The organism is Dietzia sp. NCCP-2495 (genome assembly GCF_026011735.1).
Taxonomy (GTDB): Bacteria; Actinomycetota; Actinomycetes; order Mycobacteriales; family Mycobacteriaceae; genus Dietzia.
Window position 1 is genome coordinate 36249 of the sequence record NZ_BRVN01000024.1, and the last position, 12122, is coordinate 48370.

Annotated in this window: 18 protein-coding genes; 5 read left to right on the top strand and 13 right to left on the bottom strand. The window is 62.8% G+C overall.

What is annotated here, in order from left to right:
• Positions 1–256: 256 nt before the first annotated feature.
• Entirely contained in the window at positions 257–670 is a 414-nt protein-coding gene (locus tag OPF83_RS15140; RefSeq protein ID WP_264888423.1) for a hypothetical protein, read from the top strand.
• A 164-nt stretch (positions 671–834) separates the two neighbouring features.
• Here OPF83_RS15140 and OPF83_RS15145 read toward each other — a convergent pair whose 3' ends face one another.
• The 4 genes from OPF83_RS15145 to OPF83_RS15160 are packed head-to-tail and all read right to left on the bottom strand — an operon-like array spanning position 835 to position 4941.
• Complete coding sequence (locus tag OPF83_RS15145) at positions 835–1731, bottom strand: deaminase (protein WP_264888425.1); 897 nt, start codon at positions 1729–1731, stop codon at positions 835–837.
• 34 nt (positions 1732–1765) lie between these two features.
• Positions 1766–2566, bottom strand: a complete 801-nt coding sequence (locus tag OPF83_RS15150; protein WP_264888427.1) for a hypothetical protein — start codon at positions 2564–2566, stop codon at positions 1766–1768.
• A gap of 42 nt (positions 2567–2608) precedes the next feature.
• Positions 2609–3778: a DUF262 domain-containing protein gene (locus OPF83_RS15155; protein ID WP_264888429.1), complete on the bottom strand. Its 1170-nt coding sequence runs from the start codon at positions 3776–3778 to the stop codon at positions 2609–2611.
• The gene (locus OPF83_RS15160) at positions 3775–4941 is read right to left on the bottom strand and encodes an adenine-specific methyltransferase EcoRI family protein (RefSeq protein WP_264888431.1); all 1167 of its coding nucleotides are present in this window, start codon (positions 4939–4941) and stop codon (positions 3775–3777) included. Before OPF83_RS15160 ends, OPF83_RS15155 begins: the two co-directional genes overlap by 4 nt.
• Before the next feature lie 238 nt (positions 4942–5179).
• Between OPF83_RS15160 and OPF83_RS15165 the strand changes: the two genes are divergently transcribed.
• Positions 5180–5887, top strand: coding sequence for a PASTA domain-containing protein (locus tag OPF83_RS15165; RefSeq protein ID WP_264888433.1), 708 nt, complete (start codon positions 5180–5182; stop codon positions 5885–5887).
• A 35-nt stretch (positions 5888–5922) separates the two neighbouring features.
• Entirely contained in the window at positions 5923–6558 is a 636-nt protein-coding gene (locus OPF83_RS15170) for a hypothetical protein (protein WP_264888435.1), read from the top strand.
• A gap of 191 nt (positions 6559–6749) precedes the next feature.
• On the opposite strand, the gene OPF83_RS15175 is transcribed toward OPF83_RS15170, so the two are convergent.
• Positions 6750–7265, bottom strand: a complete 516-nt coding sequence (locus tag OPF83_RS15175; protein WP_264888436.1) for a hypothetical protein — start codon at positions 7263–7265, stop codon at positions 6750–6752.
• Positions 7266–7439: 174 nt separating this feature from the next.
• On the opposite strand from OPF83_RS15175, the gene OPF83_RS15180 reads away from it, so the two are divergent.
• Positions 7440–7775, top strand: a complete 336-nt coding sequence (locus OPF83_RS15180; RefSeq protein ID WP_264888437.1) for a recombinase family protein — start codon at positions 7440–7442, stop codon at positions 7773–7775.
• Between the two features lie 707 nt (positions 7776–8482).
• Positions 8483–9223 (top strand): SOS response-associated peptidase, encoded by a 741-nt coding sequence (locus tag OPF83_RS15185; protein ID WP_264888438.1) that lies wholly within the window; start codon positions 8483–8485, stop codon positions 9221–9223.
• Here the strand turns inward: OPF83_RS15185 and OPF83_RS15190 are convergent.
• From OPF83_RS15190 to OPF83_RS15225, 8 genes are all read right to left on the bottom strand, one after another.
• On the bottom strand, positions 9198–9488 hold the full coding sequence (locus tag OPF83_RS15190) for a hypothetical protein (protein WP_264888439.1): 291 nt from the start codon (positions 9486–9488) through the stop codon (positions 9198–9200). The two genes, OPF83_RS15185 and OPF83_RS15190, sit on opposite strands and share 26 nt — an antisense overlap.
• Before the next feature lie 36 nt (positions 9489–9524).
• The gene (locus tag OPF83_RS15195) at positions 9525–9938 is read right to left on the bottom strand and encodes a helix-turn-helix transcriptional regulator (protein ID WP_264888440.1); all 414 of its coding nucleotides are present in this window, start codon (positions 9936–9938) and stop codon (positions 9525–9527) included.
• The gene (locus tag OPF83_RS15200; RefSeq protein WP_119192530.1) at positions 9935–10123 is read right to left on the bottom strand and encodes a hypothetical protein; all 189 of its coding nucleotides are present in this window, start codon (positions 10121–10123) and stop codon (positions 9935–9937) included. The genes OPF83_RS15195 and OPF83_RS15200 overlap by 4 nt, the downstream gene beginning before the upstream one ends.
• Positions 10120–10692 (bottom strand): DnaB-like helicase N-terminal domain-containing protein, encoded by a 573-nt coding sequence (locus tag OPF83_RS15205; RefSeq protein ID WP_264888441.1) that lies wholly within the window; start codon positions 10690–10692, stop codon positions 10120–10122. The genes OPF83_RS15200 and OPF83_RS15205 overlap by 4 nt, the downstream gene beginning before the upstream one ends.
• Before the next feature lie 40 nt (positions 10693–10732).
• Positions 10733–10966 (bottom strand): glutaredoxin-like protein NrdH, encoded by a 234-nt coding sequence (nrdH, locus tag OPF83_RS15210; RefSeq protein ID WP_061230154.1) that lies wholly within the window; start codon positions 10964–10966, stop codon positions 10733–10735.
• 56 nt (positions 10967–11022) lie between these two features.
• Positions 11023–11361, bottom strand: a complete 339-nt coding sequence (locus OPF83_RS15215; protein ID WP_119192533.1) for a hypothetical protein — start codon at positions 11359–11361, stop codon at positions 11023–11025.
• A 135-nt stretch (positions 11362–11496) separates the two neighbouring features.
• Positions 11497–11811 (bottom strand): hypothetical protein, encoded by a 315-nt coding sequence (locus tag OPF83_RS15220; RefSeq protein ID WP_070721492.1) that lies wholly within the window; start codon positions 11809–11811, stop codon positions 11497–11499.
• A 71-nt stretch (positions 11812–11882) separates the two neighbouring features.
• Positions 11883–12122, bottom strand: a 240-nt coding sequence (locus OPF83_RS15225) for a hypothetical protein (RefSeq protein ID WP_264888443.1), incomplete at its 5' end; no start/stop codon positions are given.

The window sequence follows — 12122 nt, forward strand, 5'->3', positions numbered from 1 at the left end:
GATCGCTGACACCGCGACGATGTGCACCGGGCGATCGCTGTAGACGGCTGGTGGCCGCATGGTTGCATCTGTGGCTGAAGTACGAGCGTTTCAGTACACCCTCGAAGCGAAGAGACACTGTGTCTCAAATTTTGATACTCACCCTGTGACACGGCAGAAACAGTGCGCCGACAACCGTCCCGCGTGGGCGTACCCCAGGTGGACAGGGGTTCTGTGGAGGTCGGACGTGTCGGAGCGGGCTCCTATGGTTGGCCGCATGTCAACCACGCTCTACGTGCTTCACAGCCTCGCCTTCGTCGCGCAGATCATCGGCGGAGCCCTGGTCGTCACCGAGACGGTGACGACGCTGCGCAATGTCCGAGCGCTGCGGACCGGCCTGATCGCTGCGGAGGCGGCAAAGCAGGAGCACCGGGAGTCGTTCAGTCGAGTCCCTACCTCGATGCCAGGTTTCGGCGGCGGTCGGATCTCGCTACCGAGAGTCTCAGCGGAGATGCAGGAGCAGCTCGTAGAGCAAGTCGGCCCCGGGGCCGCGGCCGAGCGTGCGGCGCTGCGGAAGTTTCTCGAGGGCCAGTTCCCCGGCGACCGCCGTTGGGTGTGGCTCGGCGCGGGCCTGCTGCTCGCAGGAATCGTGTTCGGATACATCGCCAACATGCTCTCGGTCGCTGCGTAGGTGGCTCCGGAGGCGGACAAGCGCCCGGCCACCCCATGCGAGACACTGCGACCTGGGACTGCCCGCCTTGCCCGACCACCCGCAGAGCGTCTCGCGAACGACCGGCTTACGGACAGGCTCGCCCGGAGCGGAGAGGGATAGCTGTGGCTCGTCGCCATCCTGGGTCAGGACTCCTCGGCAAGACGTATCTCCCACTCGATCGTGACCGAGGCGTGGTCGCCGCCACCGTAGTCTGGCGTGGGTTCAATCTTCTTGACCCTGCACAAAACGTGCCCTTGCGGGTTGCGCATGACGCCAATCGAGCCGACCGGAACTTCGGCGAAGTGACTCGCGTAGTCGAGAGCGTCGGGATCGTCAATCTCAGTGAACTTCTCGGCGTACCGTGCGAGTGCCACCCTGCCCGGGATCCCACCAATAAGGTAGATGGCAGAAGCGCCACAGTTGCCCCATCGAGTTTCCCAGGCTGGTGAACTAGGGAGCTCGTCGGCACTGATGGTGAACTTCCCACCGTTCTGTGTGAAGTCGAACTTTGCACCTCCACTCATGCCGAGCCCGTGGGTGAAGTTCTGCGCGAAGTTCTGGTTCGCTTCAGCCGCAAGCGAACGCAAGTCCGCGGGGAAGTCTCGCAGCTTGACCCCTGCGTCGCGCAGGTGCTTCCACCCCAAGCGGTAGATCTGTGGATTGCGGTCGAACTGGCCGATATGGACGGTGGACACACCTGCCTCGACCAGGAGCTGGGCGCACGGAACTCTGGCCGTACGTGAGTTCGCGCAGGGCTCGAGGGTTGTGTAGACCTCAGCCCCGGCGAGCGTGGCGCCTTCGTCACGAGCCTTCTGGAGTGCGACCTGTTCGGCGTGCAGGTTTAAGAGCTCGCCTCTGTGGCCAGTCGCTACAACGTGGCCATCCTTAACGAAGACCACGCCGACACGGGCATTGCCTGGCGACTTGGAGGCCTCGTCGATGGCGAGTTGCGCGAACTCCCTCTCGAGGTCTTCGCGAGATCGGTTTTCCGGTTGAAGTTCCATATATTGAATCCCCTTAGGCGCAGTGTCGAATCCCACCGGCCAGTGTCGGACGGTGTGGTGGGTCAGCCGCTCAGTCGCTGCACTCAGGTGGGTCCGCGGGCGGATTCGGCGGGTAAACCTCTTGGATTGGTCGCATCTCGGCCGGAACTTCACCATCAGAAACGGAGGACATGCCGCCGTCGACCGGCTCTCCGACGTACCACTCGCCTCTAATCTCCCAAGTCGTCTCACTGACTACGACATCGGCGCCGAACGCCTCGTCGGGTAGGACGAGATGCCCTTCGTCTGCGAGGTGCCGGAGATAGGCCAGCGTCTCTATGGCAACCACAGCAATATGGGAGAACACGTGGGTGGCGGCCCGGTAGCGCTCACGCAGGCCGAACTGGTCGAAGCTAGGTGGGTCACCGTGCAGTGAGTCCTCGTAGAGCCATCCGTAGGCAAGGTCCAGATCGCTGACCGGCTCACCGTCGCCAATAACGCCGTAGGCGCGCGTAGTCGAGCCACGATTTGCGCGGTCGCGTCGTGTGGCGAGGGTCCACTCGCTGCGAAGGTGGTCGTTGGACAGGCGGGTGGTCAGGTCGTCGGTGCCGGTGAGTCTGTCCAGCGCATCGAAGACCCTGCCGTAGCCGATTCGGTCTTGCTCCAGAGTCATGGGACGAAGCCGAGCGGCCAAAGACTCGAACAGCACCTCGTCGGGCAGGTTGAAGGTTTGCACTGCTTCATTCAGTTGTGGATAGACCGTGACGTGCATCTGTGTCGAGCAGAGTTCGCGGATCAATTCGCCATTGTCTGTGGAGATGAGTGGGTGAGCCTCGATGCGCCGCAGACGGCGGACGAAAGTGCTGAGAGTCTCGACGGGGTCAGTTGCCACGGCGTGAGCCCATCATCATGTCACGACTGACCAGAACCCTGGTCAGCGGTTGCCCTTGGCGCGGTTGTGCGTGATGCAGAGCATCTCGCAGTTGTCCAGACTGGTGCTGCCGCCGGTCTTCCACGCGGCGACGTGGTCGGCCTCCATCTCGCTCTGCTTGTAGATCCGGGTGGCGTTGGCGTTGCCACCGACGGCACACAGTGGACAGTTCGAGACGCCGGCGGCCTCGGCCGCGCCGGTCTGCCGCTTGTAGGCCTGCTTCTTGGTTGCGGTCTCGAAGAGCCGCACGTCGAGCAGTTGGGTGTTCTGCTTGCCGTCGAGCACGTACTCGTAGATCCCGCGTTGGCTCTTGACCGAGTCGTCGTCGCGCAGCGCCTGCACCGCCTCGTCGACCTCGACGGCGTTGTAGTGCTGATGGTGATACGTCTCGTAGAACTGCCCCCAGGGCTGGCCTCGCATCTCGGGATCAGGCGAGCGGGTGAAGACGTGGTCGATCCAGCTGATGACCTCGTCAAAGTAGGCCTTCAACTGGTCTGCGTTGTCGTCGTGGCGATGGGCGGCCATATAGGCGTCGACGGTGATGCCCTGCGAGTCGGAGATCCACTTGAGGGCCTCGGCAAGTACGTCCTGCCGCTTGGGGTCACCCTTGATGTAGCTCAGCCATTTCTGCATGAGTGAGCTCTTGGAGTTCGAGAACACCTCCTTGGCTGCGGTGACGAACGGCCCGGAGTAGATCGCGTTGAGCAGCTCTTGAACGTTGAGTGGGATGCCGGCGATGTTGATGGTCTGGAACCACTCCTTGATCTCAGACTCGGTGCCAGTGCAGTGGTAGACCAGCAATTCGCTGTCCATGATGCGGTCTTGCAGGTGCTTAGGCAGCGAACCGAAGGTCTGCTCGTTACCCTCGTAAATAATGGCGAACCGACCGGTCACGAATCGGCCGATCGAGGTGATGCGCTGTTGGCCGTCGAGAACCTCGTAGTCGCCGCTGTCTGTGACGGAGAAGTAAATGAGCCCGAGCGGGTAGCCCTTCAGCAGGGATTCGATCACAGCGACTTCTCTATTACTGTTCCCGTATAGATAGCTGCGCTGAAACTCGGGTTGAATCGTGAGCTTGCCGTTCAGTCCGTACAGGCCCTTGCCCTCGAGCTCGTTGTACTGGAACCCTTCGACGATCTGGGTGACTGTGTATTGCTTCAGCTCTGTTTTCACTTCTGCGCCCCCGCGCGGTGCCGAATCACGATCCGCTTGAACACGGCTTTGTGTGTACTTGCAAGCCCTAGCTTGGTACGGCCGACGTTACCCACGTAGTCAGGGCCCAGAGGCTTGACCCCGAGCTCTGCAGCGAAAGACCCGTCGCTAGTCCCAATGATCTCGAACTGATCTGGGTTGTACTTGTCAAGGAAGGTAACAGGAACACCCATCAAACCGCTGTGATCCGATGGGATCGCGTCAGTATAGGGAACCTCGATGGCGTTGAAGTTGTCGTATTTCTGGTAGCCGACACCTCGAACCTCCTTGTGCTTGGAGAACTTGATGTTGTCGGCTGTATCCATAAGTTGGAGCGGCTCGTGGCGGCGGCCGTGCTCAATGTTCGTGAACCAACAGGAGTTACCAAGCCGGGTGTAGTCGTACTTCCCGTCCGATGGGTAGCCGAGTCGTTCGGCCTTAACCTTGTCGGTCGGGTTGACATCAGCACCCTTCGGTACGCCGAAGACCATGTCGGTGGAGTTAGCAGTGGCACCCTTCCAAAGCTGATTGCTTCGGATGAGCGGAAACACTTCCTTGTAGGTCACGGCATTGCTGCTACCGATGATCGAGAACAGTTTGTCACCGTCGACAAGCCAGTTGAGGAATTCGCGGAACAGGCTAAAAGGCGGGTTAGTTACGATGATGTCGGCTTCGTCACGCAGCGCGGTCACCTCGGGGGATCGAAAATCTCCGTCACCCTGGAGGTATTGCCACCGAAGATCCTCGATGTCGATCCTGCCGTCACCGCTGATGTCCTCGGGCAGCAGCGTGAAGACCTTCCCCTTTGTATGGGTCTTTACTTCATCAAATTGGGGGGACTCGATTTCAAACAGCGAAGGCTGATACGACTCGAGCCCCGGATTGCTGTCGGGAGCGAAACTGGTCGAGATGAGCTTGGCTAACCCGAAATCAGTGAAGTGAAGCGCAAAGAACTTGGCAAAGTTGCTCCACTCGGGGTCGTCACACGGGCAGAGAACGGTCTTGCCTCGGAAGACGTCCGCGTCGTAATCCAAGTAGGCGTTCATCTCACGTTCGATGTCGGCCCACTGGGTGTAGAACTCGTCGTTCTTAGCCTGGCGAGCAGTTCTAAGGTTGCTGTTCTTGTGGGCTTCTGTGCTGGTCATGGCTCTATTGTAGGGAGTCCACTGTGCAAATAGTTGCGGCCACGTCGGGTGAGCGACGTGTCGCACTCAGGGGCTATTTGGTTACACGGACGGCTTTCAGAGCGGACCGAAAAATGCCGCACCGTCCTCGAGGGCCTGCTCCCGGGGCAGGGCGCGATGCAGCCAGAGGTGGCGAGTCGGTATCGTCCATCTATCGTTTGCGCAGTGGCGGGCGTCTGCTGACACTTCTTAGGGGATCATGTTCAACAGCTCTTCGATCTCGGTGCTGCGTCGTCGTCGGTACAGCACTGCAGCCTTCTTAGCCGCCATCCCATTCCTGCTTGCGGCGTGTGGCGAGCAGTCGAATCCCTACGTCATGGCTGACTTCAACGGCATGACTCTGGAAGAGGCCGACGCAATGCTCGATGAGGTGGAGCTCCATGCTGATGTCGAAGACCGGTCGGGCGATAAGCGGCAAGTGTGGGCGCCCGAGAACTGGACGGTCCTCGATCAAGAACCCGCCCCGGGGACTGAGGTGGGCGATGGTGTCTCAATCGTGTTCGGCATCCTCAAGACCGACGAGCTCAGTCAAAACGATGCGCCCGCCTCGCCAGCGATCGAACCCTCCCTCGAGTTTTCCGAGGCGATGATCCGCGCCTACGGAGTGACCAAACAGCACAAGGGCGGACAGTCCAACGTGCGCTTCGTCGCAGGCACATCCGATCCCGATGAACTGCGCCGATTGACCGATCAATGCATCGACTTCTATCTCACCAAGACCCGCGCAGCTTACTGCTACGGCTACGAGACTCAAACGGATTTTGACCAGAAGGACCCGTCGTGGACTGTCGAGAGCGACGAGGATATTTGGGGAGGAGCCCGGCCGTGTTGGTCCGCCCATGGAGGACAGCCTCTCAACGGCCCAGACTCGAGCATTGAGACCATCGTGCAACCTAAATCGTGCTGATCAACCACTCGAACGCACTCTGCAGATAGGACCCCATGCGACTCTTTCTTGGCATCACCGCTCTGAGCCTCTCTGTCCTCGCTCTTTCCGGATGCGGTTCGTCTGACTCCGAAGTCGAGTCAACTGAGCTGGCATCACCCACGTCCTCGTCGTCGAGCACCGCCAGCTCCACCACTTCGACAGCCGCTCCTACTCTCAACAGACCTGTCGCACTCGACCTGAGTGCGAATCTCGATGGAGACAAGGTTGCGGTCACAGGAGAGACGGGCCTGCCCGATGGATCCGTGCTGTCGGTGAGCCTGGAGCGAGCTTCTGCAGCTAACAACGACCCAGAAAAGGGCTACTTCGAGGTCGATCGAGTTCGCGCAATAGTCCAGAACGGAAAGTTCTCCGGGACCCTGACCGACAAGAATGCGCAGGATCCACAGGAGTTCGTCGAGGCCTACAACTACAACGAGCCCCCGGAAGCCCAGCTCTTCTTGATCGATGAAGTCCAGATCACGGTGACGTTCGATCCCCGAAAGGATCAACCGGACGACGTGGTCGACGCAGTCGGAGGGCCCGACGGCCTAAACCTGGTAGATAGCCCGGCGGCCAACGAGATCGGCGGATGGACGGATGATCCTTACACCGCGCTCAAGGCGATGGTGGACCTTGCGATGCCAGCCTGAGCCCCGCAGCCGCTCGCACCTGCTCGTGCCGGGGCTGCGCCAATTACATCGATTCTGTCGTCCCCGGAACAGTCAGGCGAGCCCGGGGTGCGCTTGCTGCATTAGCCGGTGAACGTTGTCGGTAGGAATCGCAAGAGCAATGCACGCCGATACTGCCGGGCTGATGGGTCAAAGCGACCTGGGAACGTGGGTTACCGGCACAGGACGGTGACGCTGCCGCCTTCGGGTGCGGCGACGAAGGCGTCACCGTTCTCGTCGACGTCGAGGACGTAACCTTTCACGACGGCTCGGGTCGCTTCGTCGGTGTCCTCAAGGGTGGCGTCGCCGTGCAGCACCCAGTCAGTGCTCTCGTAGGCGACCGGGTTGCGGACCTGAGCGACCGGAGACGGATGGCCGACCAGGAATTTCATCTCCGGGGAGTCCTCGACGTCGAACAGCACGCGGCTGACGGTCTTCTTCGCGAGTTTCACTTGCTCGATGTTGGCGACGGATGCGCGCATTGCGTGCGTGACCAGACCGTCGGCGCCGACGGCAATTAGGTGGTCCACCCGCTTGGCGCGCTCGGGTGCACACACCCAGGTGCCGCGGATGACGTCAATTTCGGACTCGCCATTCTCGATGCGTGTGCCGCCGTTGTCGGCGGAGATGAAGACGAAGATCGTCTCGCCTCCAGAGGTGGCCAGTTCGGCGGTGTTCTGCTTAGACACTGCGATACCTTTCGTATCCGTCGTATACATAATCTAACAGATCTAAAGGTACATAGATGTTGTATACGGCGCAAGACTCATCTATCGAACATGCCGGGCCGGGCACCACGGCCCCTTCTCTGTCCGCCCACCACAACGCACCAATAGGCGCGTGAACAGCACCGATGCCCTACCTTGCGGCCTGCGCAGACGGTTCCAAAGTTAGAGAGCACGCACTCCCCGCCCAACGGCTGGAGGCTCCAGACCGCCTTTAACCCCGAGGCGCTGCCCCACATCGGGACCCTGCCGGCGCTCGAACGCGCACTGAGCGAGCTGCGCAACGGCGACAAGCTCGTGGTCAACAAGCTCGACCGGTTCGGCCGCTCGCTGCGCGTCCTCCTCGACATCGCCGCCAAGATCCACGCCAAAGGCGGGTCCCTGACCGCTGGCCATACGACATATGCCGCCGACCCAGTCGGTGCGACGCTGTGCCAGGTGCTCGGATGGCCGCCGAGCTCAAGGGCGCCATGAACCGCGAACGCACCTGCGAGAGTGTGGCCCGGGCGAAAGCCGAGGGCATGTACGAAGCTCTCCCCGCCGACGCCGAAAGAGCTACGTCGGATGTACGCCTCCGGCGACTACGCCGCGGAAAAGCTCGTCTGGCTCCTCGGCCTGCACCGTGCGTCGGTTTACAGATACCTCGGGAATCGGCCCGAGGGCGTCGACATGGACGGGTAGCGAACTCGCGCAGTCCTGCAAGTCCTGAGTGTGCTGCCCGCCGTCGACGACGGTTCATTCAGGTCAGCAGGGGAAGTTCGTAAAGAACTCCCACAGTGACCCACCTGCGCCGGTCCCGCTCATTGCGCCGTAGCCCAAGTGAGCGATGACCTTCGCAGCGAACCAACGTAGCTTGCTGCTACGTCTCCGCTTCTCTGGTGTCAACCATCGGTACTCCTTCCTCCACTCGTCAGTAACTGCGTCGCGACGAGGGCTTGAGATCAGTGGCGCTTACCGCTACTATGGCTTTTAGAAGGAAGTTAAGTAGGATAGGCGTCAGCTGTAGCTGCGACCCGTCTACCAGTGTATCACATCGTGTCCAGCCCACGCGGGAGCGCGTGGGCTGGCTGCGTTCCGGGGGGCGGTCTGCGGTCTCGCAGTGAGTGTGTCCGGTTCACTTCGCCGCTCCGGCGCCGTCGTTCGACCCGCTGACGCCACGAGCCGGTAGTAGCGTCCGCTGCATGTGTGGTCGGTACTCGGTAGCAGTGTCTGGCGCAGCCTTGGTCGACGTTCTTGACCTGGACGGGTCGGAACCGGGGTTCGAGTGGGAGCCGGCCTACTCGGTTGCTCCTCGCACGCGGGCGCCCGTAATCCGGGATCGTCTGATCGGCGAACAGCGGGTGAGTGAGGCGTTCATGCCTACGTGGGGGTTACGTCCGTCGTGGGCCAAAGAGAAAGGTCCGCGGCCGATTAACGCCCGGCTCGAGACTGCTGCGACCAATGGCATGTTTCGTTCTGCGTTCGCCTCGGCGCGGGCCCTGGTTCCGATGACCGGGTACTACGAGTGGCAGGAAGCCCTCGAGGACGGCAAGAAGGTCAAGAACCCCAGCTATGTGCATGCCCCGGGTGACGAGCTGCTGCTCGCTGCGGGACTGTTGGCCTTCCACCGCCAGGACGGTGACGAGCAGTGGCGGACGACGTTCACGATCATCACGCGCACCGGTGAGGATGCGGCTGGCGAGGTGCACGACCGCATGCCGGTCTTTGTGACCCCTGCCTCGTGGGACACCTGGTTGGCCCCGGAGAAGCTCGAGAAGGACCAGGTCGGAGACGTGCTGGATCTGCTGGACGTCGAATCGCGGGCGGTGGCGTCGACTCTTCGAACCCGTCCGGTGTCGCGGTCGGTCAACAACGTCCGTACCTTGGACCGCCGCGATGCCGACCTGATCGAGGCGGTTACTCGCGGTGGTGGTGATTGCTGACGGTTCGGCCCTGGCGGTAGCGAGGTTTGCCGTCGGCGCCGTTGCGATAGCGGCGGGGGTTGAGGGCGAGTCTGCGCAGGTCGCGCAGTAGCTCGATTGTGCGCGCCTCCCCCAGCTCGGCGATGGCGTCTCGGTAGGCGCCCTGCTTGGTGGGGTCGACATCTGGGAGGCCGGCCACGACGAGGTGCCACCGTAGGAGTTCGAGGAACTGATTCTCGCCTGCTTGCTCGGCTGCTCGGCGCAGTGGGCCCAGCAGTTCGTCCATGTGGCGCACCCTAGGTGTCGCCTCCGACAATGCTGGTTAGTGCAGGTCTCGGGCGGCGATGAGTCCGGTGATGAAGTCGGTGACGCGGTCGGCTTCGGCGTCGGTGAGGTCGAAGCGTTGGCCTCCGACGAGGGTGCGGGCGGGGCCAAGTGGTTCGAGCCCGTAGAGGACTCGGGTGGCAGCGGACAGTGCGGCTCGGTTGGCGATGGATTCGATGGATTCGATGGTGCAGTCCAGCGCTTCGGCGATTGCGGTGAGCTGGTCCTGGCTGATGACGGCCGGCGGCGTGGCCTGTCGGTAAGCGGTGGGTTGGGATTGTCCCCGTTCCCAGGCGCTGATCCAGGGGGATTTCACTCCGATGGCCACGGCCAGTTTGAGCTGGGTGAGTCCGGCCTCCATGCGTGCGGCGCGGATGGCGCGGCCGAGTGATCGGGCTTCGTCTGGGGTCACCGGGGCTCCTTGCCTGTTGTGTCGGTGTTGAGGGTGGCCAGGACGGCCCAGTGGCCGTCGCTGCAGGTGACGTCGAGGACGGTGACGGCCGGAGTCGTCCCAGGCTGGATGGTGGCGGTGATGCGGTGGTCGAGGTCGATGTGGGCGTGCAGCTCGGTGGGGCCTGTCCCGACAATGAACGTCATGCCTCCCCCTCTCCCCCACTGGTCGGTCCGCCGGTGAGGTCGGCGCGACGCGTGGTTTCGCGACGCATGGCGCGGCCTTGGCCAAGGAGGATCTCGAAGAGGTCGTCGGTGGGCGCTTCGGTGCTGGCACGGGTCAGCTCAGCGGCGGTGCGGGCGAAGCGGCGGCGGTAGGCGGCGTCGAGGACGTCGGTGGCGAGGGTGCGCACTCCGATGGCGGGGGTTCCGAGTAGTGCGACGACCTGGAGGGCGTCGGCGAGGAGCCGTCCTTGGTGGCCGGCCAAGCGGCCGGCGTTGGTGAGTGCGGCGAGCACCCGCGGGGCGTGGTGGGGTTCGCTTGCCGCGATGAGGTCGGCGATCACGCTGTACAGGTCGCCGTATCGGGGGTTGAGGAAGTCGCTTGCCTCGAGGTGGGCGGTGATGTGGCGAGCTTCGGTGGTGTCGGTGGTGTGCAGGAGGGCGCAGAGGAGTGCTGCTTCGGGGTCGAGTTCGGGGACGGTGGGTGCGTCGTCGGTGGCGGCGAGGTCGTCGACGTCGACCGGGTCGGCGGTGGCCTGCGGGTCCTCGGTCATGGTCTGCATTGTGATGTCCCCTCCCCTGCTGGTGGGTGGCTTAGGCGGCGTGGGCCGCGAGGTTCTTGATGCGGTCGGGGCGGAAGCCGGCCCAGTGGTCGGTGTCGGTGACGACGACGGGGGCCTGGAGGTGGCCGAGGGCCATGACGTAGTCGCGTGCGGCGGCATCGGCGGTGATGTCGACGAGTTCGTAACTGATGCCGGCCTTATCGAGGGCCTTGATGGTGGCGCCGCACTGCACGCACTGCGGCTTGGTGTAGACCGTGATGCTCATCGGGAGATCCCTTTCGGGTGGTGCCCGTCTGCCTCTCGGCGATGGGCTGCGGCTCGTCAGTAGTCGAACTCGTCGAGATCGACGACGGGGGAGGTCGAGTGGGTCGCGATGATCGCCTCGGCCATGCCCGGGGTAGAGGCGATGGTCTCGCAGATGATGTCGTCGACGGTGACACCCTCGGCGAGGGCCTTCTCGGCGGGGAGGCCCTGGGTGCGGGGGTCGCTGATGAGGTAGCGGAACGTCATCGCGGTGATGTAGGCGATGCTGTAGATGTCCTCTTCCCTGCCCGGGTGCAGCCGCTCGTCGACGAGCTTCGCTGCCAGCATGGCGACCCCTGCGATGTGGTCGCCGTTGTAGAGGCGGGAGTCCTCCACTTCGTAGTTCTGATTGTCCATTGCTCTTCCTCCCTCTCCGGCTCTTGCTTACTTCTATCATACACGCATGATGCGTGTACGCAAGTAGTTCCGGGGCTTTTTTTGGTTCTCGCCTGCGGTTTTCCCGTCTGCCTCTCGGCGATGGGCGGTTGTGGACTAGCCCTGGCTGGGGATGGGGGCGAGTCGGTCTCCGGTGACGAGCAGGTCGCCGTTGTAGTCGTCCCGGTGTTGGGGGATGTTGTGGGCGAGGTAGAGGCCGTGGGTTCGCATGGCGACTCGGCTGATCTGGGGGTAGAGGAATCTCTTGTGGCCGTTGAGTAGGGCGGCGGCGTCGTGGCGTTCGATCTCGTGGGTGATGTGAAGTGCCGGCCGCACCTGGGTGACGAGCTCGCGGTTGTCGAGCAGGTGGGTGGCGTTGGCTGCGGTGGGCTCGTAGTAGCCGGTGCGGGTCTTCTTCGGGCTGGTGTTCATTGTGTTCTCCTGGCTGGTGAGGGGGCGTGCGCCCGTGGGCCGCCCCCGCCGGGTGGCGGGGGCGGCGGAGGTCAGGCGGCGGTGACGATCTCGGCGCGGCCGTAGTGGTCGTCGCCGCAGACGGTGCAGCGGTAGACGCCGTGGTTCTCGCTGCCGGTGTGGGTGACCATGCCGAGCGCTTCGGCGGTGGAGATTGCGGAGTGGTTCTCCTCGATCGCGGTCCAGTCGTCGTTGACCAGGCCGTCGAGGCAGGTAGTGCAGACCAGGTGGTCCATGTTGGCTCCTTTCGGGTTCGGGGCGAGGGGCCTTGT

Coding starts and splice junctions, on each gene's coding strand:
- OPF83_RS15140 (WP_264888423.1), top strand. CDS start 257: ATGTCAACCACGCTCTACGTGCTTCACAGCCTCGCCTTCGTCGCGCAG.
- OPF83_RS15160 (WP_264888431.1), bottom strand. CDS start 4,941: ATGACCAGCACAGAAGCCCACAAGAACAGCAACCTTAGAACTGCTCGC.
- OPF83_RS15165 (WP_264888433.1), top strand. CDS start 5,180: ATGTTCAACAGCTCTTCGATCTCGGTGCTGCGTCGTCGTCGGTACAGC.
- OPF83_RS15170 (WP_264888435.1), top strand. CDS start 5,923: ATGCGACTCTTTCTTGGCATCACCGCTCTGAGCCTCTCTGTCCTCGCT.
- OPF83_RS15185 (WP_264888438.1), top strand. CDS start 8,483: ATGTGTGGTCGGTACTCGGTAGCAGTGTCTGGCGCAGCCTTGGTCGAC.
- OPF83_RS15190 (WP_264888439.1), bottom strand. CDS start 9,488: ATGGACGAACTGCTGGGCCCACTGCGCCGAGCAGCCGAGCAAGCAGGC.
- OPF83_RS15200 (WP_119192530.1), bottom strand. CDS start 10,123: ATGACGTTCATTGTCGGGACAGGCCCCACCGAGCTGCACGCCCACATC.
- OPF83_RS15205 (WP_264888441.1), bottom strand. CDS start 10,692: ATGACCGAGGACCCGCAGGCCACCGCCGACCCGGTCGACGTCGACGAC.
- nrdH (WP_061230154.1), bottom strand. CDS start 10,966: ATGAGCATCACGGTCTACACCAAGCCGCAGTGCGTGCAGTGCGGCGCC.
- OPF83_RS15215 (WP_119192533.1), bottom strand. CDS start 11,361: ATGGACAATCAGAACTACGAAGTGGAGGACTCCCGCCTCTACAACGGC.
- OPF83_RS15220 (WP_070721492.1), bottom strand. CDS start 11,811: ATGAACACCAGCCCGAAGAAGACCCGCACCGGCTACTACGAGCCCACC.